Annotated in this window: 25 protein-coding genes; 10 read left to right on the top strand and 15 right to left on the bottom strand. The window is 67.3% G+C overall.

Translation table 11 applies throughout. From position 1 onward, the window contains the following. Positions 1-310 precede the first annotated feature (310 nt). The 3 genes from argB to BMZ69_RS10010 all read right to left on the bottom strand — a co-directional run bounded on the left by argB (position 311) and on the right by BMZ69_RS10010 (position 2,807). Positions 311-1,207, bottom strand: a complete 897-nt coding sequence (gene argB / locus BMZ69_RS10000) for an acetylglutamate kinase (protein WP_092156472.1) — start codon at positions 1,205-1,207, stop codon at positions 311-313. A gap of 89 nt (positions 1,208-1,296) precedes the next feature. Then, positions 1,297-1,668, bottom strand: coding sequence for a DUF423 domain-containing protein (locus tag BMZ69_RS10005; RefSeq protein ID WP_092156473.1), 372 nt, complete (start codon positions 1,666-1,668; stop codon positions 1,297-1,299). A gap of 113 nt (positions 1,669-1,781) precedes the next feature. Then, positions 1,782-2,807, bottom strand: a complete 1,026-nt coding sequence (locus BMZ69_RS10010) for a YihY/virulence factor BrkB family protein (protein WP_092156474.1) — start codon at positions 2,805-2,807, stop codon at positions 1,782-1,784. 206 nt (positions 2,808-3,013) lie between these two features. On the opposite strand from BMZ69_RS10010, the gene BMZ69_RS10015 reads away from it, so the two are divergent. Further along, on the top strand, positions 3,014-3,724 hold the full coding sequence (locus BMZ69_RS10015) for an outer membrane protein (RefSeq protein WP_092156476.1): 711 nt from the start codon (positions 3,014-3,016) through the stop codon (positions 3,722-3,724). A gap of 13 nt (positions 3,725-3,737) precedes the next feature. On the opposite strand, the gene BMZ69_RS10020 is transcribed toward BMZ69_RS10015, so the two are convergent. After that, on the bottom strand, positions 3,738-4,562 hold the full coding sequence (locus tag BMZ69_RS10020; protein ID WP_092156478.1) for an AraC family transcriptional regulator: 825 nt from the start codon (positions 4,560-4,562) through the stop codon (positions 3,738-3,740). A 68-nt stretch (positions 4,563-4,630) separates the two neighbouring features. Here BMZ69_RS10020 and BMZ69_RS10025 point away from each other — a divergent pair, with 68 nt between their 5' ends. Both BMZ69_RS10025 and BMZ69_RS10030 read left to right on the top strand, forming a co-directional pair. Further along, entirely contained in the window at positions 4,631-5,806 is a 1,176-nt protein-coding gene (locus BMZ69_RS10025) for an amidohydrolase (protein WP_092156479.1), read from the top strand. Then, the gene (locus BMZ69_RS10030) at positions 5,803-6,933 is read left to right on the top strand and encodes an aminotransferase class I/II-fold pyridoxal phosphate-dependent enzyme (RefSeq protein ID WP_092156481.1); all 1,131 of its coding nucleotides are present in this window, start codon (positions 5,803-5,805) and stop codon (positions 6,931-6,933) included. The genes BMZ69_RS10025 and BMZ69_RS10030 overlap by 4 nt, the downstream gene beginning before the upstream one ends. Positions 6,934-6,935: 2 nt before the next feature. Here BMZ69_RS10030 and BMZ69_RS10035 read toward each other — a convergent pair whose 3' ends face one another. From BMZ69_RS10035 to BMZ69_RS10045, 3 genes are read right to left on the bottom strand one after another with little or no spacing between them, the layout of a single operon-like run. Next, a complete protein-coding gene (locus tag BMZ69_RS10035; protein WP_092156482.1) occupies positions 6,936-7,238 on the bottom strand; it encodes a DUF6958 family protein in 303 nt (100 codons plus the stop codon). After that, on the bottom strand, positions 7,231-7,767 hold the full coding sequence (locus BMZ69_RS10040; RefSeq protein ID WP_092156484.1) for a GFA family protein: 537 nt from the start codon (positions 7,765-7,767) through the stop codon (positions 7,231-7,233). Before BMZ69_RS10040 ends, BMZ69_RS10035 begins: the two co-directional genes overlap by 8 nt. Next, positions 7,764-8,402 (bottom strand): TetR/AcrR family transcriptional regulator, encoded by a 639-nt coding sequence (locus BMZ69_RS10045; protein ID WP_092156485.1) that lies wholly within the window; start codon positions 8,400-8,402, stop codon positions 7,764-7,766. Before BMZ69_RS10045 ends, BMZ69_RS10040 begins: the two co-directional genes overlap by 4 nt. A 107-nt stretch (positions 8,403-8,509) precedes the next feature. On the opposite strand from BMZ69_RS10045, the gene BMZ69_RS10050 reads away from it, so the two are divergent. Beyond that, positions 8,510-9,100 carry an ArsR/SmtB family transcription factor gene (locus tag BMZ69_RS10050; protein ID WP_092156487.1) on the top strand — a complete coding sequence of 197 codons (591 nt, stop codon included), beginning with the start codon at positions 8,510-8,512 and terminating at the stop codon, positions 9,098-9,100. Between the two features lie 13 nt (positions 9,101-9,113). Next, on the top strand, positions 9,114-9,908 hold the full coding sequence (locus tag BMZ69_RS10055) for an SRPBCC family protein (RefSeq protein ID WP_092156489.1): 795 nt from the start codon (positions 9,114-9,116) through the stop codon (positions 9,906-9,908). A gap of 8 nt (positions 9,909-9,916) precedes the next feature. Here the strand turns inward: BMZ69_RS10055 and BMZ69_RS10060 are convergent, their stop codons facing one another. Next, positions 9,917-10,786, bottom strand: a complete 870-nt coding sequence (locus tag BMZ69_RS10060; RefSeq protein WP_092156491.1) for a LysR substrate-binding domain-containing protein — start codon at positions 10,784-10,786, stop codon at positions 9,917-9,919. A 130-nt stretch (positions 10,787-10,916) separates the two neighbouring features. On the opposite strand from BMZ69_RS10060, the gene BMZ69_RS10065 reads away from it, so the two are divergent. Next, complete coding sequence (locus BMZ69_RS10065) at positions 10,917-11,621, top strand: SDR family oxidoreductase (protein ID WP_092156493.1); 705 nt, start codon at positions 10,917-10,919, stop codon at positions 11,619-11,621. 43 nt (positions 11,622-11,664) lie between these two features. After that, positions 11,665-12,447 (top strand): trans-aconitate 2-methyltransferase, encoded by a 783-nt coding sequence (gene tam / locus BMZ69_RS10070; protein ID WP_092156494.1) that lies wholly within the window; start codon positions 11,665-11,667, stop codon positions 12,445-12,447. Between the two features lie 8 nt (positions 12,448-12,455). Here tam and BMZ69_RS10075 read toward each other — a convergent pair whose 3' ends face one another. The 7 genes from BMZ69_RS10075 to BMZ69_RS10105 all read right to left on the bottom strand — a co-directional run bounded on the left by BMZ69_RS10075 (position 12,456) and on the right by BMZ69_RS10105 (position 22,856). Beyond that, the gene (locus tag BMZ69_RS10075; protein WP_092156495.1) at positions 12,456-14,099 is read right to left on the bottom strand and encodes a Na+/H+ antiporter; all 1,644 of its coding nucleotides are present in this window, start codon (positions 14,097-14,099) and stop codon (positions 12,456-12,458) included. Between the two features lie 193 nt (positions 14,100-14,292). Continuing rightward, on the bottom strand, positions 14,293-15,618 hold the full coding sequence (locus BMZ69_RS10080; protein ID WP_092156496.1) for an FAD/NAD(P)-binding protein: 1,326 nt from the start codon (positions 15,616-15,618) through the stop codon (positions 14,293-14,295). 268 nt (positions 15,619-15,886) lie between these two features. Beyond that, the gene (locus BMZ69_RS10085) at positions 15,887-16,819 is read right to left on the bottom strand and encodes a 3,5-dioxohexanoate:acetyl-CoA acetone transferase (RefSeq protein ID WP_092156498.1); all 933 of its coding nucleotides are present in this window, start codon (positions 16,817-16,819) and stop codon (positions 15,887-15,889) included. Positions 16,820-16,855: 36 nt separating this feature from the next. Beyond that, a complete protein-coding gene (locus BMZ69_RS10090; RefSeq protein ID WP_092156499.1) occupies positions 16,856-17,797 on the bottom strand; it encodes a 3-hydroxyacyl-CoA dehydrogenase in 942 nt (313 codons plus the stop codon). Between the two features lie 211 nt (positions 17,798-18,008). Continuing rightward, the gene (locus BMZ69_RS10095) at positions 18,009-20,534 is read right to left on the bottom strand and encodes a branched-chain amino acid ABC transporter ATP-binding protein/permease (RefSeq protein ID WP_092156500.1); all 2,526 of its coding nucleotides are present in this window, start codon (positions 20,532-20,534) and stop codon (positions 18,009-18,011) included. A 7-nt stretch (positions 20,535-20,541) separates the two neighbouring features. Continuing rightward, positions 20,542-21,417 (bottom strand): branched-chain amino acid ABC transporter permease, encoded by an 876-nt coding sequence (locus tag BMZ69_RS10100; RefSeq protein ID WP_092156502.1) that lies wholly within the window; start codon positions 21,415-21,417, stop codon positions 20,542-20,544. A 179-nt stretch (positions 21,418-21,596) separates the two neighbouring features. Next, positions 21,597-22,856, bottom strand: coding sequence for an ABC transporter substrate-binding protein (locus BMZ69_RS10105; RefSeq protein ID WP_092156504.1), 1,260 nt, complete (start codon positions 22,854-22,856; stop codon positions 21,597-21,599). A 184-nt stretch (positions 22,857-23,040) separates the two neighbouring features. Here BMZ69_RS10105 and BMZ69_RS10110 point away from each other — a divergent pair, with 184 nt between their 5' ends. From BMZ69_RS10110 to BMZ69_RS10120, 3 genes are all read left to right on the top strand, one after another. Continuing rightward, positions 23,041-23,736 carry a GntR family transcriptional regulator gene (locus tag BMZ69_RS10110; RefSeq protein WP_092156505.1) on the top strand — a complete coding sequence of 232 codons (696 nt, stop codon included), beginning with the start codon at positions 23,041-23,043 and terminating at the stop codon, positions 23,734-23,736. 38 nt (positions 23,737-23,774) lie between these two features. After that, positions 23,775-24,551, top strand: coding sequence for an SDR family oxidoreductase (locus BMZ69_RS10115; RefSeq protein ID WP_092156507.1), 777 nt, complete (start codon positions 23,775-23,777; stop codon positions 24,549-24,551). 116 nt (positions 24,552-24,667) lie between these two features. Further along, a complete protein-coding gene (locus BMZ69_RS10120) occupies positions 24,668-26,068 on the top strand; it encodes a DUF2793 domain-containing protein (protein WP_175506747.1) in 1,401 nt (466 codons plus the stop codon). The last annotated feature ends 18 nt before the right edge of the window (positions 26,069-26,086 follow it).

Below are 26,086 nucleotides of genomic sequence, written 5' to 3' on the forward strand. Positions count from 1 at the left end.
GACATCTGATCCGACATGCCGATCATCCCGCTCCGATCAGGCCAACTGAATCAGCAATCAAACCTCAAAGCCAGAACCCTTTCGCAGAGAAATCCGGATGGGAGAGGGGCAGGGGTTAGGGACCGCCGCTGATTGTTAGGGCGAGACGATACCGCTGCGACTTTTTATCGGTGAGGGCGGGCCCTCATCCCTGCCCTTCTCCACCGATCTCGGGCCTGTCCGAGATCGGTACTCAGAGTGTCGAAGTCGGGTAGACCCGACTTCGATGCGGGAGAAGGGTTCCCCGCGCCCGACTTTCAAACGCGTCGCCTTACTTCCGGATGATCGTGCCCGAACCCGTATCGGTGAAGAGCTCGATCAGCGCGGCGTGTGGGACCTTGCCGTCGAGAATGACCACGGCCTCGACGCCCTTTTCCAGCGCGTAGATGCAGGTCTCGATCTTCGGGATCATGCCGCCGGAGATGGTGCCGTCGGCAATCAGGCGCCGGCACTGCTCGATGGTCAGCTCGGGTATCAGCTTCTTGTCCTTGTCGAGCACGCCCGGCACGTCGGTGAGAAGCAATAAGCGCTTGGCGCCCAGCGCACCCGCGATCGCGCCGGCGAAGGTGTCGGCGTTGACATTGTAGGTCTGGCCGTCGGCGGCGGCGCAGACCGGCGCCAGCACCGGGATCAGTTCTTCCTTGAGGATCGCCTTGAGCACGGTGGTGTCGACCGTCTCGGGCTCGCCGACGAAGCCGAGGTCGAGCACCTGCTCGATCTTCGAATCGGGATCGACGATGGTGCGCGTCGCCTTCCGGGCGGTCACCATGTTGCCGTCCTTGCCGCAGAGGCCGATCGCCTTGCCGCCCTCGCGCGAGATGTAGCCGACGATCTCCTTGTTGACCGAGCCGGCCAGGACCATCTCGACGACGTCGACGGTGGCGGCGTCGGTGACGCGCAGGCCCTGCTTGAACTCGGACTTGATGCCGAGCTTCTCAAGCATGCGGGCGATCTGCGGGCCGCCGCCATGACAGACCACCGGCTTCAGGCCGGATTGCTCGAGCAGCACCACGTCTTCGGCGAAATCCTCGGCCGTGGCGGCGTCGCCCATGGCGTTGCCGCCATACTTGATGACGATCACCTCCTGGTCGTAGCGCTGCATGTGCGGCAGCGCCTGGACGAGCAGCTCGGCGGCTTGCGAGGGCGTGAGGTTATGGGGGGCGTTCATCGGCAGGCTCCGCGAAGGCGCAGGGAGGCAGCCGCGCCGCGCCGCGTTCTAGCGGAAGTGTGGATGCGGCGGAAGCGTTTCCACGCCAATCAGGCCCGCTTGGCGAACAAGGCGGCGAGGACGAGGCCGAGCCAGCCGCCGAGCATCATGAAGCCGCCGGCGGGAGCAGCGCCGAGGAAGAGCCGCTCACCATGGAAGCCGCGCATCGCGAGGTCGGCCGAAAACAGCGCGACGCCGAGGATCAGGAGCGAGATGGCCAGTCGCGCCGGCCAGTCCGCCAGCAATTCGGCGCGCCTCGCCGCGCAGGCTGCGATCACGGCAGGGGCATGGAAAAGCAGCATCTGCCCGGCGATCTGGACGTTGTCGGACGCGCCGGAATGCGTGCCGGCGGCAAGAAGGGTCACGCCTGACAGCCCCATCAGCATGGCGATGGTAAGGTGGATGCGGGTCGCGGTGATCATGGGCCTATCCGTGCGGCTGGCCGGGCAGGGGCCCTAGCGTGCCGAGGAGGAGATGCCGCGGCTGTAGCGAAGGTCAAGCGGGTGCGGCTGTGGCATCATGCTCCAGCGGAGATTCAGCGTCCGCCTGGCGTGCTGCGGCTGAGCGGCGTCACCGGCGCGGGCGCCGAGCCATGGCGGCTCTGATGCTCGAGCTCGGCATTGAGCTCGGCCCCGGACAGCACGATCGTCGCCGAGAGCCAGAGCCAGGTCATGAACACAACGATGGTTGCGAGCGAGCCATAGGTGGCGGTGTAGCGGCCGAGCGTGCTGACATACCAGGAGAAACCGACGGAGGTAGCGACCCAGAACAGCGCCGCGGCGACGGCGCCCGGCAGCACCCAGGCGAACCGCGGCGGCTTGCGGCTCGGGCCGATCCAGTAGAGGCAGCCGATCGCGGTGATGCCGACGAGGAAGAAGGCGGGCCAGCGCAGCCAGCGGATCAGCACCTCCAGCTCATGACCGAAGGGGAAGAGCGCGGTGACCACCGGCAGGCTCGCGATCAAGACGAGCGCCAGGATGAGCACGATAAGGGCGCTCAGCGTCGTACCGAGCGAGACAAGGTTCAGGCGGATGAAGCCGCGGCGCTCGCGCACGCCGTAGATGATGTTGAGGGCGTCGAAGATGGCCTTCATCGCGGCATTGGCGCTCCAGACCGCGACGAGGACGCTGACCAGAAAGGTCAGGGAGAGACTGGCGGTGCCCTGGCTCGCCAACCTGACCGCCTGCTCGCGGATCAGTTCGCGCGCCGCCAGCGGAAAGACGGTGGTGACGTCGTCAAGCTGTCCGACGATCGTCGCCGGGTCGGTCAGCATGCCGTAGAGCGTCACGAGCAGCGACAGCGCCGGGACCAGCGAGAGCAGGGTGAAGAAGGCGACGGCGCCGGCGAGCGAAAGCACCCGCGCCTCCTGCACACGGGCGCCGAAGCGCAGCAGGACATCCTTCCAGCCGCGCCAGGGCAGGGTGATGGGGCTCCTGGCACCGCGACCGCGCCGTGCCTGGCGGATGGGCTCGCCGACCCGCCGCGAGACCAGGCCGTGGACATAGCCGGCGACGACGGCTGCGAGTCCGGCTGCGCCTGTCAGTCGCTTGAAATAGGCCATGAACGCTCCGGTCGAAGGTCGCCGATCTTAAACGGCTCCGTCGCGCTGCCAACGTCGCGGCGGCGGTTTTCGTTCCGGCAGGATGCTGGCGGCGAGGTCGCTTAGAAGTTCGTTAACCTTAACAATTTCATAATCGAGCTCCCATCGCCATCGCGGCGTCGGCCGGATTCTCTCTGGTCGCAGCCGTCGTCCGAGCCGAGATCTTGATGAAGACCCTGCTGAAAGCCGCCGTCGCCGCGACCGCCCTGCTGAGTGCCGCAGCCTCGCTGGCAGCCGATCTGCGCGGCAGGGGCGTCCTGCCGCCGGCGCCGGAACTGCCGACCTTCTACAACTGGAGCGGCCTCTATGTCGGTGGCCAGGTCGGCTATTCCTGGAGCTCCGACCGGGCCAGCGAATTCGCAAGCGCCGGCCGCGCGCCGCTCGGCCGCTCCTTCGACTACAGCCCGTCCTCCTTCATCGGCGGCGCCCGCCTCGGCTTCAACTATCAGCTCGGCGCGATCGTGGTCGGCGTCGAGGGCGACATCGAGGGCATGAATGCCGCCGAAGGAAAGGGCGATCTCGGCGGCACGGTTCGCGTGCGGCACGACTGGCAGGGTTCGGTGCGGGCCCGCCTCGGCTACAGCCTCGACCGGATCATGATCTATGCCACCGGCGGCGTGGCCTTCACCAAGCTCGAATATGCCTATGTCAGCCCGCTGGCGGGCCTGACCGAGACGATCAATTCCTCAAGGACCGGCTGGACGGTCGGCGGCGGCGTCGATTACGCCCTGACCGACAATCTCATCCTCGGTGTCGACTATCGCTACACCGATTATGGCCGCTTCGACCATGCCGGCGCCGGCGCCTATCTCGGCCGGACCGTCGAGCACGAACCCTCGGCCCATGCGGTGCGCGCCAGCCTCGCCTACAAGTTCTGAGAGATCAGACGCCTCAGCCCGCCCGGCGGAACATGCCGGGCGTGATGCCGTGCACGGCGCGGAAGCTGCGCGAGAGATGGCTCTGGTCGGAAAAGCCGGCGGCGAAGGCGGCGTCCGCCAGACTGACGCCCTCCTGGATCAGCCGGTTGGCGCGGCGCAGGCGGCGGTCGCGGATGAAGATGGCCGGGGTCGAGCCGGTCAGCTTCTTGAAGTCGCGGATGACCTGGAAGCGCGTGACGCCGGCGGCTGCGGCGAGAGCCGGCAAGTCGAGCTGCTCGGCGAGGTTGTCCTCGATCACCTCTTCATAGAGCAAGAAGCGGCGCTGCGCGCCTGAGCGATCGAGCGGTTCGGCCGGCCGGTCGGCATCGCCATGCCGGAGGATCAGGCGGCGCAGCGCGGTGAGCAGCGAAGCTTCGGCGCGGGTCGCATCCGAAGAGGTCGATTCCGCATGGGCCGCGGCGAGCAGCCGGGAGAGCTCGGGATCGTCGAGCAGGGCTAGCGGGAACAGTGGTGGCTGCGCCTGTCCGAGCTCGGCCGCGACTTCTGAGAGCAGCGTCACAGAGGGGTAGAAGGTGCGGTAGGCCCAGCCCTGCTCGGCGCCGGCCTCACCGTCATGCCATTCCTCGGGATTGACGACGAGCACCGAGCCGGCCGGCGCCAGCACCTCCTGCTTGCCGACGCGCACGCGCTCGCAGCCCTCGGTGATCAATGCGATGACGTAGCCGTCATGGGTGTGGCGGTCATAGCGATGCTCGCGGAAGCGCGCCGCGAGCAGGCCGAGCTCGCGGAAGGCGGCGTGGCGCCAGAACGCCTGACTCTCCTGCTGCGGCTCGTTCATCGGTCAATCTGGTTCAAGACGCTGCCCGGCTCGCTCTCCTAATCCTGGAACACGGACAGGAGAGAACCATGCTGCACAATGACCCGATCGCCAGGCTGACGCCAGAGGTCGTCGCCTGGCGCCATCACATCCACGCCAATCCCGAGCTCGGCTTCCAGGAAATCGAGACCGCCCGGTTCGTCGCCGACAAGCTGCGCTCCTTCGGCCTGGAAGTGCAGGAAGGCATCGGCGGCACCGGCGTCATCGGGACTTTGCGCTCGGGCTCCGGCAAGCGCGCCATCGGCCTGCGCGCCGAGCTCGACGCGCTGCCGGTGATCGAGCGCACCGGCCTGCCCTATGCCTCGAAGACCGAGGGCGTGATGCATGCCTGCGGCCATGACGGCCACAGCGCCATGCTGCTCGGGGCGGCCAAGCTCCTCAGCGAGACCCCGGATTTCGACGGCACCGTGCATTTCATTTTCCAGCCGGCCGAGGAGAACGAGGGCGGCAGCATGAAGATGATCGAGGCCAGGCTGTTCGAGCGCTTCCCGGTCGAGGCGGTCTATGCCGTGCACAACTGGCCGGGCGTACCCTTCGGCACGATCGCGGCCCGCGCCGGGGCGCAGATGGCCGCGGTCGACAATTTCGAGCTGCGCTTCTCCGGCCTCGGCGCCCATGTCGCCATGCCGCATCTCGGCGACGACCCGATCCTGGCCGCCGGCGCCTTCATCCAGAGCGTGCAGCGCATCGTCTCGCGCGCCGTCGACCCGCAGACGCCGATCGTCGTCAGCCTGACGCAGGTCCATGGCGGCAATGTCGGCAATATCGTGCCGAAAGAGGTCTGGCTGCAGGGCACCTGCCGCTTCTTCGATCCGGCATTGTCCGATCTTTGCGAGCGGCTGATCGGCGAGATCGCTGATGGTGTCGCCGCCTCGCATGGCGTCACTGCGGCGCTCGACTACAAGCGCGGCTATCCGCCGGTGATCAACACTGCCGAGGCGGCGGCCTTGGCTGCGCGCGCAGCTTCTGCGGCGGTCGGGCCGGAGAACGTCATGGCCGAGTTCAAGCCGAGTCTGGGCTGCGAGGACTTCGCCTTCATGATCCGCGCCGCAGGCGGTTGCTATGCCTGGATCGGTGCCGGCGAGGTCGGCCCGGGCGAGGGGCTGCATGGCGACCGTTACGTGTTCAATGATGCGATCGTTCCGCATGTCCTGCGCTACTGGCAGAACCTCGTTGCCGGCGCGTTGCCGAAGGCCGTGCCATGAACGCGCATGCTCCCTCTCGCCGGGTGATCGAGCGCCGCTGCGGCGGGCGCATCCTGCTCGACGGCGTCGATACGATCATGCTCGGCGCCAACGATTATCTCGGCCTCTCGACCGATGAGCGCGTGCTGGCGGCGACCAACGAGGCGCTTCGGCTCTATGGCAGCGGCACCGGGATCTACCCGGTCTTCGCGACCACGCCTTTGCACGAGGCGCTGGCGGAGAACCTCGCCTCCTATCTCGGCGTCGAGGCGGTGGCGCTGTTCTCCTCCGGCGGCAGCGCCAATGGCGGGGTGCTGACGACCCTGGTCGGCGCCGGCGACGTCATCATCTCCGACCGGCTGAACCACGCCAGCATCATCGATGGCTGCCGGCTCAGCCGTGCCGAGGTCGAGACCTATGAGAACCGCAACGTCGCCGGCCTGCGCCAGGCGCTAGAGGGGACAAGGCGGGCGAAGCGTCGGCTGATCGTCACCGACGGCATCTTCAGCATGGAGGGCGGCGCGGCGCCGCTGCCGGAGATCCAGGCGCTGGCGCGTGAGTTCGAAGCGCTGCTGATGATCGACGAGGCGCATGCGACCGGTGTGGTCGGGCCGGGCGGCAGCGGCACCGCGCCGCTCTGCGGGCTTTCCAATGGCGCTCCGGACATGCTGCTGACCGGCTCGCTGTCGAAGGCGCTGGGCGGCGCCAGCGGCGGCTTCGTCGCGGGGCCGCGCGCGCTGATCGAGACGCTGAAGGGCAAGTCGCGCAGCTGGATCTTCACCATGGGGATGACCACGGCGAATGCCGCGACGGCGCTGACGGCGCTGAAGATCTGTCGCGACGATCCTGGCCCGCGCGAGCGGCTCTGGCGCAATGTCGCGCATCTCCGCGAGGCGCTGCGCTTCTATGCGCTCGCCTGCCATGACAGCGACAGTGCCATCACGGCCGTGAAGGTCGGCGGCGAGGAGCGGGCGTGGGCGATGACCACGCGGCTGACCCGGGCCGGCGTCTTCGCCCCGGCGGTCGCCTTTCCGATCGTGGCGCAGGGCGAGGCGCGCCTACGCTTGCAGGTCAGTGCCGCGCATGAGACGGCCGAGCTCGACGAAGCTGTTGCGGCGCTGGCGACGGCGTTCGCCGAGACAGCTTGAGGTCAGCTCGCCGCGAGCCGGTAGAGATGCACCGGCTTGCGCGGGGCGCGCCTGATCACGCCCTTTGCTTCGAGGTCGAGCTGGACGGCCTTCAGCCACCAGCCGGCCGTGGCGCCTTGCGGGAAGAGGTTGTCCGGCAGGAGCGGCAGCAGCGCTTCCTTGGCGTCCGGGACGGTTAGTCCGGGCGCTTCCTCCGGCAATGCCGCGAGCAAAGCCTTGCGCATCGCCTGATATTTGGCGCGGTCGACCCGCTCGGACTTGCCGGGCTTGTTGACGTTCTCGATCTCGATCTTGTCCTCAGGCATCGATCGTCCCCGCTGTGGTGATCTTCGGGTTGCGAAAGCCCATGGCGATCCAGGCGCCGAGCAGCTTCAGGTAGAACGAGACCGTGTGGGTCTTCAGGTTCGGGATGTCGGCCGGCAGGGCCGAGGCGCCGGGCAGGTCGCCGGTCATGGTCCGCAATTCCGGCTTCGGCCGGGCTCCCTCGGGCCAGAGATGGAGATAGAGGCTGAGCCAGTGCGCGCCCTTCATCTCCAGGAAGACCGGCGTGTTGCAGCAGGTCGCGACGATCCGGCGCGAGCCGGCATCGGGCTTCAGCCGGAACTCGCGCAGGCTCTCGCCGCCCGCGACGATCTCGACGCGGTCCTTGCGGTATTCGGCTGAAGGCGTCGCACCATAGGCGGTGAGGATGTCGCTGCCATCAGGCAGCCTGGCGAGCCGCGCGGCGGCGGCCCGGCAGCTGTCACATAGGCATTCGGAGACGAGGATCGGGGCGCCCTGCACTCTCAGCCGGGTATGCCCGCAAGCGCAACCGATCATCATGGACTGGCTCATGCGGCGCACTCCTCTGCGACGTGGAAGAGATGGCGGATGTAGCGGTCGAGATGGTCGAGGCTTTCGCGCGCCAGGTCCGGATCGTTGCCGGCCTTGGCGAGAACGAAACCGCCCTGCAGCACGGCCTGGGTGTGCCGGGCCAGGCTCTGCGCGGTCCAGCCGGTCGTGGTGATGCCGTGGTCGCGACGGGCCTGCGCGATGTCCGCTTCCAGCGTCACGGCATGGCCGAAGATGCTGCGGCCGCAGGCGTCGCGGATCTCGGGCGCGCTGGCATGGACCTCCTGCGCCAGCGTCCCGACCAGGCAGGTGAACTCGTAGAGGTCGCCGGCGATCATCGCCTTGCGGAAGGCGACATAGGCGAGCACGCGATCGAGGGCATCAGCAGGCTGGTGATAGGGCGCGGCGGCAAAGAAGGGCGTGACTTCCTGCGTCCAGAATTCGGCCGCGGCGACGCCGAGCGCCTCCTTGCTCGCGAAATGGTGGAAGAAGGCGCCCTTGGTGACATCGGCGGCGCGGCAGAGATCGTCGACGCTGGTGCCGGCGAAGCCCTTGGTGCGGATGACGTCCCGCGCTGCTTCAAGCAGGCGGGTGCGGGCATTGCCGCGTTCGGGAGACTGCTTGGTCGGCCTTGGCATGATCCATACATACCATTCAGTTGGTATGTTGCAACCGGTTTCTTGCTGACGGCGAAGCGATGGTTCGAGCGCATTGACAAAAAATTTTGTCAATGCGAGCCTGAGGCATGCTCGACCTCGACGTCATCGACGATCCCGCCCGCGCCGCTGTGGCGCTCGACCCGGTGAAGCGGCGGATTCTGGCCGAACTCTCCGAGCCTGCCTCGGCGGCGGCTCTTGCAAGTCGCGTCGGGCTGACCCGGCAGAAGGTCAACTACCATTTGCGGGCGCTCGAGGAGCACCAGCTGGTTGCGCCGGCGGGCGAGCGGCACTGGGGCGGGCTGACCGAGCGCTTGCTGGTGGCGAGCGCCGCCTCCTTCGTCGTCTCGCCGGCAGCGCTGGGCTCGCTCGGCGCCGATCCCGAGCGCAACCGCGACCGGCTCTCGGCGAGCTATCTGATCGCGCTCGCGGCCAGGGTCGTGCGCGAGGTCGGTACGCTCTGGAATGAGGCGCGCCGGCAGGAGAAGCGGCTGGCGACATTGTCGCTCGACAGCGTCATCCGCTTCCGCTCGGCGGCCGAGCGCGCCGCCTTCACCCGCGAGCTGAGCGAGGCCGTAGCCGGGCTCGCCGCCCGCTATCACGACGAGAGCGTCCCTGGCGGACGCTCGCATCGCCTCGTGGTCTGCGCCTACCCGGCGCCCGAGGCGACCCATTCCTGAAAGGATCAGAAACATGCCGATCAAGAAGGATGGAACCGGCAAGCGTTGGGTCGAGATGGAAGTGCTGGTTCCCGGCACGCCCGAGCAGGTCTGGCAGGCGATGGCGACCGGGCCGGGCTATTCCACTTGGTTCACGCGCACGACCATCGAGGGGCGAGTCGGCGGCAAGCTCAGCTTCAGCTTCGGGCCGGAGGTGAACTCGACCGGCGAGATCAACCTCTGGGAGCCGCCGCACCGCTTCGGCTACACCGAGTACGAATGGGGCGAGAAGGCCCCGCCGATCGCGACCGAGATCACGATCACCAGCCGCTCCGGCGACCAGTGCCTGGTCAGAATGGTGCATTCCCTATTCGCCTCCAGCGACGACTGGGACGATCAGATGGAGGGGTTCGAGCGCGGCTGGCACGGCTTCTTCGCGGTGCTGCGGCTCTATCTCACCCATTTCGCCGGGAAGAAGGGGGCCTGCTTCCAGGCGATGCAAGCGACAGAAGGCGAGCATCTTTCCGTCTGGAAGCGGTTGACCGAGACGCTCGGCTTGTCCGGCGCCAATGTCGGCGAGCGGCGCGAATTGCCTTTGGAGCCGCAAGCCTTCGCCGGAACGGTCGAGCAGACCGAGCAGAACCGCAAGCAGCGCCATGTCCTGCTGCGCTCAGATGACGGCGTCGCGCTGATCGGCAGCTACGGGATAGGCGACAAGGTCAATCTCAGCGTCTGCCTGTTCTTCTATGGCGAGGATGCCGACAGGCGCGCGGCCGAGAGCGAGCCGAGATGGCAGGACTGGCTCAAGGAGAATTTTGCCGCCGGCTGATCGCCCGTCTAGCCGCGCTGGGCGAGCAGCCAGGCCCGGACCAGCGCGGTCTGCTCGGCATGTCGCGGCCTGCGGGCGCTGACCACGTAGAAATCGAGGCCGCCGCGCATGCTCGCCGTCGTCGCCAGGGCGAGGCGTCCGGCGGCGAGGTCGGGCTCGGCCAGGAAGCGGCTGGCGAGTGCGACGCCTTGGCCGGCGATCGCCGCGTCGATCGCCAGCGCAGTTTGGTTGAAGCGCGTGCTGCGGATCGCCAGCGGCATGGATCGCCCGAGCGCACGCTCAAAGAATTCCGGCCAGAGATCGTGCCCATCGCGCAGCAGCGGCAGGCTCGCCAGTGAGTCCTCGTCAGGGCACCTGGCCGGCTGGCAGATTGCGACGATGTCGTGCTCGAACAGGAGGTCCGCAGTCAGGCCGGGGCCGAAGGGCGGGCGACCCTGGCGGATCGCGATGTCGACGCCATCGGACTGGAAGTTTGCCAGCGCGTCGCTGGCGAGGATGCTGAGTTCGAGCTGCGGATGTGCGCCGGTAAACTCGGGCAGGCGCGGCACAAGCCATTTCGCCGCGATACTCGGCGTCGCACTGATCGTCAGTCGCAGCGGTTGAGGGCGTAGATTATCGGTCGCCTCGGCCAGCAGGGCGAAGGCGCGGGCGACATGGGTCGCATAGCTGCGCCCGGCACTGGTCAGCGCGAGCAGGCGCGGCTGGCGCTCGAACAATTTCAGCCGCAGCTCGCTTTCGAGGCCGCGGACATGCTGGGCGACGGCGCCTTGGGTGACGCCGAGCTCATCGGCGGCAGCACGGAAATTGAGATGCCGCGCCGCCGCTTCGAAGGCGCGTAGCGCATTGAGCGAAGGCAGGCGCTGCTGCTGTTCTGTCATGCAGTAGTTTTTCTATCGATATGACGCTGGCCAACTCGCTGGCGAGTCTATGCTGAGAATGCGAGAAAGGCGAGAATGAGCGTCGCTGCTTGCAGTGCATGCGTACCTTGGCAAGAAGATGGAGCGTCCCATGGCAGGAGAAAAAGTCGCGGTTGTTACCGCTGGCGGCAGCGGCATGGGCGCGGCCGCGGCGAAGCGGCTGGCGCAGGATGGCTTCAAGCTCGCGATCCTGTCCTCCTCCGGCAAGGGCGAGGCCCTGGCCAAGGAGCTCGGCGGCTTCGGCGTCACCGGCTCGAACCAGTCGAACGACGACCTGAAGCGCCTGGTCGATACGACCCTGGAGCGCTTCGGCCGCATCGACGTGCTGGTCAACAGCGCCGGGCACGGCCCGCGCGCGCCGATCACCGAGATCACCGACGAGCAATGGCATGCCGGGCTCGACGTCTATCTGATGAACGTGATCCGGCCGACGCGGCTGGTCGCGCCGGTGATGGCGGCGCAGAAGTCGGGTGCGATCATCAACATCTCGACCGCCTGGGCCTTCGAGCCTGCCGCCAATTTCCCGACCTCGGCGGTGTTCCGCGCCGGGCTCGCCGCCTACACCAAGCTTTTCGCCGACCAGTATGCGGCGCAGAACGTGCGGATGAACAATGTCCTGCCCGGCTGGATCGACTCGCTGCCGCAGACCGATGAACGCCGCGCCGGGGTGCCGATGCAGCGCTACGGTACCAGCGAGGAGATCGCCGCGACGATCGCCTTCCTCGCCTCGGACGGCGCCGGCTACATCACCGGCCAGAACCTGCGCGTCGATGGCGGCTTGATGCGCTCGCTGTAGAGGCGTACGCCGTCGCTCCGATTGCAGAAGCGGAGCAGGCGCGATGACGGGTAAGGTCGACTGGGATGCGAACCAGTATCTGCGCTTCGAGGACGAGCGGACGCGGCCGCCGCTCGACCTGATCCAGCGCGTGCGCCTCAACGACCCGCAACGCTGCATCGATCTCGGCTGCGGGCCGGGCAACAGCACCGAGCTGGTCGCCGCCCGCTTTCCGGGCGCGGCCGTGGAAGGGCTCGATTCGTCGCCGGATATGCTGGAGAAGGCCCGCAAGCGCCTGCCGCAGCTCTCCTTCACTTTGGCCGACCTGGGAAGCTGGTCGGCGGATGGCCGCTACGACCTGATCTTCGCCAATGCGGCGCTGCAATGGATTCCCGATCATCCCGCTTTGTTCGCGCGCCTGGCGCGGTCATTGGCGCCGGGCGGGGTGCTCGCCGTGCAGATGCCGAACAACCTCAGCGAGCCCTCGCATGTCTCGATGGACGAGGCGGCGGCCGAGGGGCCGTGGGCCGGGCGCCTCGCCAATGCGCGGGGCTCGAAAGCTGTGATCGGCTCGTTCTCGGATTACCGGCGCTGGCTGATGGAAGCCGGCTGCCAGGTCGACATCTGGCAGACGACCTATGTCCATGCGCTCGCCGGCCATGACGCGATCGTCGAATGGTTCAAGAGCACGGGCCTGAAACCCTATATCGACCCGCTGCCGGCCGGGGAGCGCGAGGCGTTCCTCGCCCTCTATCGCGAGAAGATCGCCGCGGCCTATCCGGTCGAGCCGGACGGCAAGGTGCTGCTGCGCTTCCCGCGTTTGTTCATCCTCGCGACCCGGGCATAACCCGGCTGTCAGTGCGATCCGGCCTTCGTCTCGGCGAGCACGTCGTGCAGGACGAGTTCGTGCGCCAGCGCGTTGAAGGTCGTATCGTCGATCTCGCCGCTCCTGAGCAGGCCGCGCAGCGCCTCGCGCTCCGCCGCCAGCGCGGTTTGCCGCAAGGTGCTTTCGGACCGCTGTAACGCGACTGCCTCTTCGCGCGGCGTCTGGCCGTCGTCGAGCAGAGCAAGGCGCCGCCGGTAGGTCGCGATCAGGCCTTCCGCCACCGCCTGGTCGACGGTCGCGGCGCCGTCGGTGCCGCCCCGATGGGCGACGCCTTCCAGTCGGGCGATCGCCGCCTCGGTGGCAGCGATCCGGGCGCGCCTCATCTCCGTGGCGTGGATAGCGCCATGGCTCACGGCCAGTCCGTTCACGATCGGCGGCAGGCCGAGGCTGGCGATCGCCAGCCAGAGCAGGATCACGCCAGCGGCCAGGAAAATTGCGGCATCGCGGCCGGGAAAGGGCGAGCCGTCGAGCCCCAGCACCGGGAACGACAGCACGCCGGCGAGCGTCACCGCGCCGCGCACGCCGGCGACCGAACCGGCCAGCCGGGTGCGCAGCGTGGTGTGAAACTGCTCCAGGCGAAGGAGCCGGCTGACGACGCGGCTCAGCGCGATGGCGACGGTTATCCAGACAAAGCGCAGCAGGATCAGGCAGAGTGTCAGCGCGACGATGATGCCGAGCGGCTGCCAAAGCCAATGAGTGTCGATGAGCGCCGGCGGAACGGTGCGGATGATCGCCGGCAGTTGCAGACCGAGCAGGACGAAGAGCGTGCCGTTCAGGAGGAAGGCCAGCATCGTCCAGAAGGAATGGGCGAGCATATAGGCGGAAACGCTGAGCTGGTTGGCCGTGCGCGTGCGCCCGACGCTGAGTCCGGCGACGACGGCGGCGAGCACGCCTGAGGCATGGACGGCCTCCGCCGCGAGGAAGGCTGCGAAGGGCAGGAACATGATGACCAGCACCTGCGCTTCCGGCGCGATCCGGTCGAATTTCGCCAGCAGCTTCAGCACCCAGGAGACGACGACGACCGCGAGCAGGCCTGCGGCGATGCCGCCGGCGACGGCGAGTAGGAAAGCCAGCGAGGCCTGCCAGAGCGAGAAGCTGCCGGTCAGGGCAGCCGCGGTGGCGAAGCGGAAGATCACAAGGCCCGACGCGTCGTTGAGCAGCGATTCCCCTTCGAGAATGTGCATCAGGTTCTTCGGCACGGTCTCCTTGTCGACGATGGCGGATACGGCGACCGCATCGGTCGGCGAGAGCACGGCAGCGAGCGCGAAGGCGACTGGCAACGGCATGGACGGCACCAGCCAGTGCAGGGCAAGGCCACCGAACAATGTGGTGAAGAACACCAGCCCGACGGCGAGCGACAGGATCGGCCGCAGCAGCTTGCGATATTCGCGCTTCGGCGCCTCCCAGGCATCGGCGAAGAGCAGCGGCGCGATGAAGAGCAGGAGGAAGAGCTCCGGATCGATCCTGGGATGGAAGCCGGCTGTCGGCCAGGCAAGCGCTGCGCCGAGGCCGATCTGGATGATCGGCAGCGGGACGATCCTGAACAGCCGGGTCAGCGGCTGCGAAGCCACCACGGCTATGACCAGGATCAGGATGAAGGTGAAAGTCTGCATGGACTGCGCGGCCGGCCCGGCTGAATGAGATTGGCTGCAAAGTTAGCGCGCCGGCTTTCGGAGAGCCAATGTCTGCGGCTTCCGGCAGGATCTAAAGCAATTCCGTGTTTCTCCGAATCACGGAAATGCTCTAGACCCTTGTTTTATCGCATTTTCTTCACGCGAACCGGTATCCACTTCGCTCGAAAATGCGCTAAGCTGAGCGAAGTTCGCAAGCCAGCAGTCGGGCCAGCCTCTCGGCTCGCTTGCGGATATCGGGGATTGCCGTCACTTCCCAGTGCAGCCCTCGTGTGAGCGGACCGAGCGCAAAAAGCTGCTGCGAAGGGCCGCCTTGTTTGTCGAGCACGCGCCCATCCTCGTCAACGTCGAGCGCGAGGCCAAACCGGTCCGGGCGCGCCAATCCGCTTCCCGCCAGTGCCGCTAACAGGCCTGCATCAGGGGCGATGTCGTTGCGCGGTCCCCGACAATCGATTGCTCGGTCGAAGCGCATGAGCGAGCCGGACGGCGCGGCCTTGGTCACGATCGTGGCCTCGACATGGTCAGCGGTCGGCGCAAGCGCTGCAAGGCGGCCCTTGATGACGGTGAGACCGCCTGCTGCGAGACATTTTTCGATGACGGTGCCGGTTTCCGGCGCGGTCCGGTGGCGATGGGTGTCCCACCACGGACGCAGGTGGCGCAGAAAGCGCCGTTGCTGGGCCTCGCTCAGCCCGTGCCACATCTCCGCATTGTGCGGCCGCAGCGCCAACATCACCGTATTCCAGTGCGTGCCGTCGCGGACGAGCCGACGGAAGGCTGAGAGTCGGCTCGAAAGCTCGCCTTCCAACAAAGCGGCTGGCAGTGCGAACGGCTCCGTCCTCGGATGATGAGGCGGATGCGCGCGCGGCAGCAGGCCGCGTCGGGACATGGCGAGGATTCGGCCGCGATGGCCGCGATTGGCCAGCGCGACGACGACATCGATCATCGTCAGCCCGGTCCCGATCAGGAGCAAGTCGGCCGATGGCGGCAACCCGGCAATGGCGGCGTCGCGCCACGGATCGCCTTGATAGGCGCCTCGAGTCGAGGACGGCGGACGGTGACCGGTTGCAAGAACCACGCGATGGGCAGTCAGGCTGGTCGAATCGGCCAGCTGCAGCGTCATCGCTTTTCCATTCGACGCCAGCGTCGTCACCTCGCCACGGAGGAGCACGAGCCTGCCCTCGCTGGCCATGACGGCCTGCTGCAGTTCTGCAGCAAGGTAGCGGCCATAATGTCGTCGCTCGATAAAGTCGTGGGTGCCGTCCGGCAGCCAGCGAACGAAGTGCCCGGGGTCGTCCGGCCAGGCGCTCATGTCACCGATGCGGGTGTTGAGCAGATGGCCTGCAAAACCGTCGGCATAGGCGACGCCCTGGCCGAAAGCGGAGCCACGCTCAATCAGGGCGATACGCAGCCGATCCGAACCCTGGCGCATCAGGTGGAGCGCCAGCAAGGTGCCGCTGGCGCCGCCACCGATGATGGCGATATCGAAGGCCTGATCGATCACGCGCGATCACAGTCCGGACCTGCCGAGGCTGCACGCCTCAGGCCGGGATGAAGGCGCTGCTGTTGCAGCTCGTGATCATGCGCTGTGATACGGTGGTCATCGGTCATCACGCGATGGGCTATCACTTCGGCAGCTGGCGCGTCCAGAGCTGAGCTGGTTGGTCACGACGCCGAACCGAGTCCGCTGATCGTTCTTGGCGAAGGCCGGGCGCTTCCCCTCCAGCCTTCGGAAGGGAGCGGCCCGTCGTTCAATAGGGCTGGGAAGGGCTCTAGAACGCGACCTTGTCGGCGCCCTTGAGCTGCAGCTGCTCGCGGGCATCGTCGGGCGTCGCGATCTTCAGGCCGAGGCCCTCGATGATCTTGCGCGCGGCGCGGACCTGGTCGGCGTTCGACTTGGCGAGCTGGCCGGGGCCGAGCCAGAGCGAGTCTTCCAGGCCGACGCGCAGGTTTCCGCCCATCGCGACCGCCATCGCTGCGATCGGCAGCTGGTGGCGGCCGGCGCCGAGCACCGACCAGTGATAGTCGTCGCCGAAGAGCCGGTCGGCCGTGCGCTTCATATGGGCGACGTCCTCGGGATGCGGGCCGATGCCACCGAGCAGGCCGAAGACCGACTGGACGAAGAAGGGCGGCTTCACCAGCCCGCGATCGACGAAATGGGCCAGCGTGTAGAGATGGCCGATGTCGTAGCACTCGATCTCGAAGCGGGTGCCGTTCTCCGCGCAGGTCGTCAGGATGTTCTCGATGTCCTTGAAGGTGTTCTTGAAGACGCGGTCATTCGAGCCCTCGAGATACGGGCGTTCCCAGTCGTGCTTGAACTCCTTGAAGCGGTTCAGCATCGGGTAGAGCCCGAAATTCATGGAGCCCATGTTGAGCGAGGCGACCTCGGGCTTGAAATGGGCGCAGGGCTTGAGGCGCTCCTCGACCAGCATGGTCGGGGCGCCGCCGGTGGTGATGTTGATGACGCAGTTCGAGCGCTGCTTGATCACCTTGAGGAAGGGCTCGAAGGCCTCCGGCGACTGGTCGGGCTGGCCGGTCTTGGGATTGCGGGCATGGACATGGACCAGCGCCGCGCCGGCCTCAGCCGCGCCGACCGCAGCGTCGATGATCTCGTCGGGCGTCACCGGTAGATAGGGCGACATCGAGGGTGTGTGGATCGCGCCGGTGACGGCGCAGGTGATGATGACTTTGCGGTTCTTGGCCATGCGGTTAAGTCCTTCGCTGATCCCTAGTCCTGAAACTCACGCCGGCTTGCGCTTCGCTGCGCGCTTGTGCGCCTGCAGGGCGGCGAGGCGGCTGTCGCGCCAGTCGCTGAGGCGCTTGACACGGCTGGCTTCCTGGGCGCCACGCCATTCGCGCATCACTTCGGCGACCGTCTCCGGCTTGAACGGATTGCCGAGGCCTTCCGAGGATTTGACCATGCGGTCGAGCGACTCGGAATAGCGTGCGCAGTAATCGGGTATCCCGCCTGGCGCATTGAGCTCGATCGTCTCGAACGGACCCATGAACGACCAACGCAGGCCGAGCCCATCGCGGATGGTCTTGTCGACATCCTCGGCGCTGGCGACGCCCTCGCCGACGAGGCGGAAGGCCTCGGCCAGCAGCACCGCCTGCAGCCGGTTGAGCACGAAGCCGGGCTTTTCCTTGCGCAGCATGATCGCGACTTGCCCGGCCTGCTCGTAGAGGCGCTTGGCCTTGGCGACGATCTTGGGATCGGTCCAGGGCGCCGGCGCCAGCTCGACGATCGGCACCAGATGCGGCGGATTGACCGGATGGGCGACGAGGCAACGGGCGCGACCCTTCAGCTCTTCCGAGAAGGTCGAGGCCATGATGAAGGAGGTCGAGGAGGCCAGGATCGCCGAGGCCGGCGCGAGCGCATCCATCTGCGCGAAGAGCTCGCGCTTGGCCTCGACCGTCTCCGGCCCGTTCTCCTGCACCAGCGCGACGCCCTTCAAGGCGTCGGCGAGGTCCTTGGCGACGCGGATGCGGGCGAGCGAGCCCGCGGGATCATCGACGAGGCCGTGGCCGGCGAGCTCCTTGAGGTTCTTGCCGATATGGACGCGGGCGGCCTTGGCCGCTTCCGGCAATACATCGTGCAGCGCGACCTCGAAGCCATGGCTGGCGAAGACGGTGGCCCAGGCTCGGCCGATCAGGCCCGAGCCGACGATGGCGATCTTGGTCATAAGGCAGTGTCTCGGCTGGTGTGGCGGGGCGCGGGGAACCCCTCTCGTGGAAGGAGAGGGGCAGGGGTGAGGTGTGCAGGAGAGGAATCGTTAGCTTGAACATGGCCGCGCGGTGAGCGCTCGCGGAACTGGTCGAACCGCCAACACCTCACCCTGCCCTCTCCTTCCAGGAGAGGGTTCCCCGCGCCTCTGTTGTCTCTTGGATCACCCATCACAGCCACAGCACCTGCCGCCGCAGCGCAAGATCCTGGCTGAGGGCGCGGGATGGGCCGATATGGGTGACCTGGCCGCGCTCGAGCACGACGGTGCGGTCGGAGAGGGCCAGCGCCAGGTCGAGATGATGGTCTACGATGACGATGGCGATCTCCTTGCGCAGCTTGTCGAAGGCCTCGAACAATTCCTCGACCACGGCCGGCGCCAGGCCCTCGAAAGGCTCGTCGAGCAGCAGCACCCTGGTGTCGCCGGAGAGGGCGCGCGCCACCGCAACCATCTGCTGCTCGCCGCCGGAGAGATAGTCGGCCGGCGACTGCCAGCGCTCCTTGATGCGCGGGAAGAAGGCGAAGATCTTCTCGTCCTCCCAATGGGTGCCGTTGCCGGTGCGGCGGCGCAGGCGGCCGAGCTCCATATTGTCCTTGACGCTCATGCCGGCGAAGAGGCCGCGCCCCTGCGGCACATATGCGATGCCGGCACGGGCGATCTGCGCAGGCGGCAGGCGGGCGATGTCGCTGCCGGCCAGGCTGATCGTGCCGGAGGCAGGCGGGGCGATGCCGGTGACGGTCTTGAGCAGGGTCGATTTGCCGGCGCCGTTTCGGCCGAGCAAGGCGACGATCTCGTTCTCGTGCACGCCGAAGCTGACCTGCCGCAGGATGTGGCTCTTACCGTAGAAGGTATCGACCTCATTGAGGCCGAGCAGGACCTTGGAGCCGGCGGCGCTTTCGCGCGGCTTCTCGGCCAGCGCATGAGCGCCTGAACCGATATAGACCTCCTGCACCTTCGGCGAGGAGCGGGCGTCCTCGACCGTGCCGTCGACCAGCACCGAGCCCTCGTTCATGACGGTGACGTGGTCGGCGATGGCGAAAACGCGGTCGATGTCGTGCTCGACCAGCAGAACCGGCAGATCGGTCGAGATCGACTTGATCAGGTTGCCGACGCGCTCGCGCTCGGCCGCGGCGAGGCCGGCGAGCGGCTCGTCGAGCAGGAGCACGCGCGGGCTGGTGGCGAGGGCGAGCGACATGTCGAGCAGGCGCTGGCCGCCATAGCTGAGCGAGCCGGCCTCGGCCTGCTCGATGCCGGAGAGGCCCATGGTCGAGACGACCTGGCGAGTCTCGTTATTGACCTGCCCAAGTGCGCCGGCCGAACGCCAGAAGCCGAAGCGTTGCGGTGCCCTTGCCTGCACGGCAAGGCGGACGTTCTCGGCGACCGAAAGGGTCGGAAACAGGTTGGTGATCTGGAAGGCGCGGCCGATGCCGGCCCGCGTGATCGCCTCGGGCGAAAGGCCGGCGATGTCACGATCGCGCAGGCGGACCTGCCCGCGATCGGGCTCGAACATGCCGGAGATCAGGTTGAAGGCAGTGGTCTTGCCGGCGCCGTTCGGGCCGATCAGCGCATGCAGCTTGCGGTCGCGCATGGCGATATCGACGTTCTCGACCGCCTTGATGCCGCCGAAGCTCTTGGCGAGGCCGGTCGCGGTCAGGATGGTGCCGTCGCCGGCATCGGCCGGCTTCATGAAGGCGGGAAGCTCGACCGCGCCGGCCTTGCGGGCCGACATAGCGGCGTCCTCGGCCGCCTGCTTGCGGAAGGGCTTCAGCAGGCGCTGGCCGACGCCGACGAGACCGTCGGGAGAGAAGACGATGAAAGCGACGAAGAGCAGGCCGAACCAGAACAGCCAGTTCTCGGTGACGCTGGAGAGCAGGTCGCGGAAGACCACGAAAAAGAGCGCGCCCAGCGCCGGTCCCAGGAAGGAGCGCATGCCGCCGATCACTACCATCGCCAGCAACTCGCCGGAGAAGGCGACCGAGATCGGCTCGGCCGAGGTCATGCGGTTGTTGAAGAGGAGGAGCGTGCCGGCAAGGCCGGTCAGCGCGGCCGAAACGGTGAAGGCGACGAGCTTGTAGCGGTTCGTCGCATAGCCGAGGAAGCGGGCGCGCTGCTCGTTCTCGCGGATCGCGACGAGCACGGTGCCGACCGGAGAGCGATGGAAACGCCAGAGGCCGTAGACCACGGCGAAGCCGATCGTCGCGACCAGCATGTAGAAGGGCAAGGCGGTCTCGAAATCGATGCCGGCGAAGAGCGGGCGCCTGATGCCGCCGAGACCGTCCTCGCCACCGGTGACGGAGGTCCAGCGGAAGGCGATCGAATAGACCATGGCAGCGAGCGCCAGCGTCAGCAGCGAGAAATAGACGCCGCGGCGGCGCAGGATCAGCGCGCCGAAGGCAAACGCGATCAACGCGACGAGCGCGACCGCCAGCAGGATCGGCAAGGCGAACTGGCCGGGCAGCCAGTTGCGCTGGATCAGGCCGGCGGCATAGGCGGCGATTCCGAACCAGGCGCCATGGCCGAAGGAGACGAGGCCCGTCGTGCCGACGAGGACGTTGAGCGCCATGCAGGCGATGGCGAAGACCACGACCTCGGTGGCCGAGGTGGTGCCGAGCCCGACCGCATGCATCAGCGAAGGCAGCAGGCTGAGGCCGATGGCGGCGATGGCGAGCGGGAGGTAATCGCGCTGGGAGCTGGTCATGTCGGCCTCACTCGAAGCGCTGGATGCGCTCGCCGAACAGGCCGCGCGGACGGAAGAGCAGGACCAGCAGCATCATCAGGTAGATCACCGCGGTCGACCATTGCGTCAGGCCGAGGCCGATGGTGATGCCCTTGACCAGGCCGACCATCAGCGCGGCGACGACGACGCCCCAGAAGGAGCCGAGCCCACCGATGACGACGACGACGAAGGCCGGGGTGATGATCTCCTGGCCCATGGCCGGATGGATCGAATAGATCGGCGCGAGCAGCACGCCGGCAAGGCCGGCAAGGCCGATGCCGATGCCGGCGACAGTCATCATGTATGGCTGCAGGGAGATGCCGAGCGCGCCGACCATGTCGGGGTTCTGCACGCCGGCGCGCACGACGCGACCGAAGGCGGTGCGCTGCAGGAGGAACCAGAGGCCGAGCACGCAGGCGGCGGCGATCAGGATCAGCAGGGCCCGGTAGCGCGAATAGATGAAGTCGCCGATGAAGAGCTGGCCGCGCAGCGCCGGCGGGATCGAGAAGGAGAGCGGCGGCGCGCCGAAGATCATGCGCAGGCTCTGCTCGGCGACCATGGCGAGGCCGAAGGTCAGCAGCAGCGAGAGAATCGGGTCGGATCTGTAGAAACGCTGGAAGAGCCCGCGCTCGATGACGATGCCGATCAGCGCGACGAGCACCGGCGATGCGATGATGGCGCCGCCGAAGCCGATATGGGGCGCGAGCACGATCGTGAGATAGGCGCCGATCGCATAGAAGGCGCCATGCGCCAGGTTGACGATGCCGCCGAGCGAGAAGATCAGCGACAGGCCGAGCGCGATCAGGAGGTAATAGACCCCGTCGAGCAGCCCGTTCAGCACCTGCTGGATGAAGAGGGTGAGCAAGGAATGGCCTTTGTCAGGAGCCTGAAGGGCATGGATTGAAGGGCGCGGGAGCCCTCTCCCGGAACGGGGGAGGGTTGGGAGGGGGCAGAGCCGACGCTGGTCGATCGTAGCGCCGGCCCCCTCTCCATCTCTCCCCCGTTCCGGGAGAGAGGGCCTGTCGCGGTTCTGGCTCCGACCCCTCAGCTCATCTTGCAGACAGCTTCGTCGCCCTGGGTGGCGATCACCTCCATGTCCTCGTTCGGGCCGGGCACCGGGGCCGAGGAGGTGAAGAGGTCCCACTGGTTCTTGACCTGCGCCGCCGGCAAGGCGGTGATCGTGTACATCTCGCTGATCAATTGGTGGTCGGATGCGCGGAAATAGCCCTGGCGCGGCTTCATCACGTCGAATTTCGCGCCCTTCTCCAGATGTTCGAGGATCTTGGCGGTGTCGGTCGACTTCAGCTCGTTCATCGACTGGGCCATGACCTTGACGCCGACATAGTCGCCCCAGGCCTGGTTCTCCGGCGGCTTGCCGTATTTCTTGGTGAAGGCGGCGACGAAGGCCTTGGTCGAGGGCGTATCGATCAGGTGATGCCAGACGCAGGGCCAGATGCCGCCGAAATTATCCTTGCCGGCGGCCCAGGCGAGGGCGGTGTCGAAGCCGAAGCCGGCGACCGGGAAGGTCAGGCCGAATTCGGAATACTGCTTGAGGAAATTGGTGATCTGGTTGCCGGCGAGGTTCGAGATGACGAGGTCGGGCTTGGCCGCCCGGATCTCCAGCAGCAGCGCCGAGAAGTCGGTCGCGTCGGTCGGCACCAGCTTGTCGGCGGCGAACTGGCCGCCATTGGCTTCCATGAAGCGCTTGGCGACCTTGCTGAGGTCATGTCCGAAGGCGTAGTCGGCGGTGAGCGAGAACCACTTCTTGCCCTTGACCAGCCCCTGCGCCAGCAGCGAGCGGCCGGCGCTCTTCACATACATCGAGTTCTGATGCTCGACATGGAACATATAGCGGTTGCAGCTCTCGCCGCGCAGCGCGTCGGAATTGCCGCCGGTGTTGAGGAAGAGCGTCTTGTTGCGGGCCGCGACCTGCGAGATCGTCAGGCAGGAAGCCGACGAGATCTCACCGATGATACAGGCGACCTTATCGCGCTCGATCATGCGCTCGGCCTTGGTCGAAGCGGTCTGCGGGTTGACCGAATCTTCCTTCAGCAATTCGAGCTTGCGGCCGTTGATGCCGCCGGCGGCGTTGATCTCCTCGGCCGCGAGGTCGGCGGCCATGACGCCGTATTCGCCGAGCGGGCCGAGAAAGCCGGTGCGCGGCGTCAGGTGCCCGAAGCGGATCGCCTCCGACGTCTGTGCGAGAATGACCGCCGGGCTGGCGACGAGGCCGGTGGCCGTCGCGCCGAGCCCGACGAGCGTCTGACGACGCGAGAGGCCCTTGATCCTTGACTGCTCTGACATTTGCGTTCCTCCCAGAACTCTCCCGCGCGCTTCGGCGTCGGATTGCGTGGATCGTCTTCTTCACTCTGCGGTGCTGAACCGCTTGTCGTGATCTGTGATCACAGTTAGGTTGGCAGACATGGTTGCCCGAGTCCAGCCCTCTGTTGCGCCGCAATCGCGGCTTGCCGCCCCCGGAGCGGGGAAGGTGGGAGAGGTCTCGGCGCTCGACGAGGTCGGCTCGCTCCAGCACGAGACGCTGGGCGAACGGGTCACCGGCGAGCTTCGGGCGCTGCTGATAGCCGGGCGGCTGGCGCCTGGCGAGAAGCTCTCGCTGCGCCGCGTCGCCGAGGCGCTCGGCGTCTCGATGATGCCGGTGCGCGAGGCGGTGAGCCGGCTTGCCGCCGACAAGGCGCTGGAAGTGCTGCCGGGGCGGGCGGTGCGGGTGCCGGTGCTGACTTTGGCGCAGTTCCGCGAACTCACCCGGATCAGGCTGGTGGTCGAGGGCTTCGCGGCCGAGGAGGCGACGAAGGTGATCACCGAGGCGCAGATCGCAGTGGTCGCCCGGCATGAGGCGGCGTTCCTGGCCGCGGCCAAGGACCCGCCGGACCCCGCCGCTGCGGTCGGCGCCAATCGCGACCTGCATTTCGCGCTATACGAAGCTGCGGGCATGCCCTCGCTGATCGAGATGATCTCCCGACTCTGGCTCAAGGCCGGGCCGATCCTCAATCTCGACATGCGGCACGAGCCGAAGCGGCTCGATGGCGGCAGTGCGGTCGTGGCGCATGCGCAATTGCTGGCCGCGCTGCGGCGACGCGATCCGGCCGCGGCGCGGCAGGCGCTGGTCGAGGACATCAGCGCCGCGGCCGAGCACATCGAACGGACGGCGCGGCTGGCGGAATAGCCGGTCGGCTTCAGAGCGAAGGAAAAGGGACGGAAACGATGGATCTGACGATCAAGGGACTGCGCGTGCTGGTGACGGCGGGCGCCAATGGCATCGGCCGGGCGACTGCGCGCGCCTTTGCGGCGGAGGGCGCCAAGGTCCATATCTGCGATGTCGATGAGAAGGCGCTCGCCGAGATGGCTGAGAGCGATCCTACGATCACGCGCTCGGTCTGCGACGTCTCCGACCGCAAGGCGGTTGCGCGGCTGTTCGAAGAAGCCCTGGCGGCGCTCGGCGGCCTCGACTGCCTGGTCAACAATGCCGGCATAGCCGGGCCGACAGGCCGCGTCGATGAGATCGCGCCGGAGGCCTGGGATTCCTGCGTCGCCATCGACCTCACCGGCCAGTTCAACTGCACCCGGCTCGCCGTCGAGCACCTCAAGCAGTCGAAAAACGCCTCGATCGTCAATCTTTCCAGCCAGGCCGGCAAGCACGGCTTTCCGCTGCGCTCGCCCTATGCCGCGGCGAAATGGGGTGTGATCGGCTTCACCAAGGCGCTCTCGGCCGAGCTCGGCGAGTTCGGCATCCGGGCGAATGCGATCTGCCCCGGCCTCGTCGACGGGCCGCGCATCCAGAGCGTGATCGCCAACAAGGCGCGCTCGCTCAACGTTTCGCATGACGAGATGACCAACCGGCTCTTCGCCGGCGTCTCGATCAAGCAGTTCGTCGATCCCAAGGACATCGCCAAACAGATCGTCTTCCTGGCTTCGCCCTTCGCCAAGACGATCTCCGGGCAGGAGATCTCGGTCTGCGGCGATACGCGGATGCTGAGCTGAGGCCGGTCGCCCCGGTGCGGGGATAGAGCCACAATCAATCCCCGCTGCTTGCGAAGCCCGCATAATCGGCCGGCATGGCGCGCCTCCCGCGTGCCGCGCCGATCCAGCGAGGTTCCATGAGCGATACGCCGCGTCTTGGCCTGCCCCTGCTCGCCGCCGGGCAGGCGCAGAAACACGTCACCCACAACGATGCGCTGATGCGGCTCGATGCGCTGGTGCATCTCGTCGTCTCGAGCCGCACGCAGACCGTCCCGCCGGCTTCGCCTGGCGAGACTGCCGCCTATATCGTGCCGGCCGGCGGTTCCGGTGTCTTTGCCGGCCATCAGGACGCTCTCGCCATCTTCGAGGATGGCGCCTGGAGTTTTCTCGCACCGCGCGCCGGCTGGCAGGCGTGGGTGAGCGACGAGGCCGAGCACCATGTCTGGACCGGCACGCAATGGCGGCGGTCTCAGCCGGAAGGCGCGGGCGCGCCACTCTGGGGAGTGAATGCGACGGCCGATACCACGAATCGGCTTGCAATCTCCGCCGATGCGACCCTGTTCAATCACGCCGGCACCGACCACCGGCTCAAGCTCAACAAGGCGAGCGCTGCGCACACGGCGAGCCTGCTCTTCCAGGACAACTGGTCCGGTCGGGCCGAGATCGGGCTTGCCGGCGACGACCAGTTGCGGATCAAGGTCAGCCCTGACGGCTCGAACTGGGCGGAAGCGCTGGTCATCGACCGGACGAGCGGCCTCGTTTCGCTCCCGGCCAGCAGCTGGGCGCAGGAGACGCCGCGGCCGAACCTGCTCGTCAATGGCGACTGGCAGATCAACCAGCGCGGCTTTGCCGGCGGCGCCTTGGCCGCCGGAGTGTTCGGCTATGACCGCTGGCAGGCGCATACCAGTGGCGCCAATCTCAGTCGCAACGGCTTCGACCTGACGCTGACCTCCGGCGCGGTCAGGCAGACCGTCGAGCCGGCGCTCTGGGGCGTGACGTCGTTCGCCTCGACGCCGCTCTGCGTGTCGGTCGAGAATCTCAGCGGCGGCAGCCTCGCTGTGACGGTCGGCAGCGTCTCCGGAACGATCACCGCGGGAAGCGGCCGCCGCTTCGTCGTCTTGACGCCGGCCGCCGGCGACACCGGCAACCTGACGGTGCAACTCGCACCGGCGACGGGGGCGGTGACCTTCCGCGCGATCAAGCTCGAAACCGGCGCGGTGCCCAGCGCCTGGCTGGCGCGCAGCCAGACGCAGGAGCGGCAGCTCTGCGAGCGCTACTATTGGCGGCCCGGTCTTCCATGGATCATCGACTGCTATCAGGCGAGCGGCGCGTACTCGCAGCAGATCCTCGCTTTCCCGACCGCGATGCGGGCCGTACCGACGGCGAGCTATTCGGTCACGGGCGAGGTCAACATCTTCGGCGGCGAGCGCTCGGTCTCGTCGAGCTCCAACATCTGCGCGGTGGCATCGATCCGGGCCTCGGCGCTCGGCCGCGCCTATGCCGTTTTCAGCGACATCGCCTTCAACGCTGAGCTTTGAGCGGCCCTCGCGGGCCAG

Origin of the sequence: Allobosea sp. CRIB-10 (assembly GCF_900112185.1) — a bacterium.
In the GTDB taxonomy this organism is placed as follows: Bacteria; Pseudomonadota; Alphaproteobacteria; order Rhizobiales; family Beijerinckiaceae; genus Allobosea.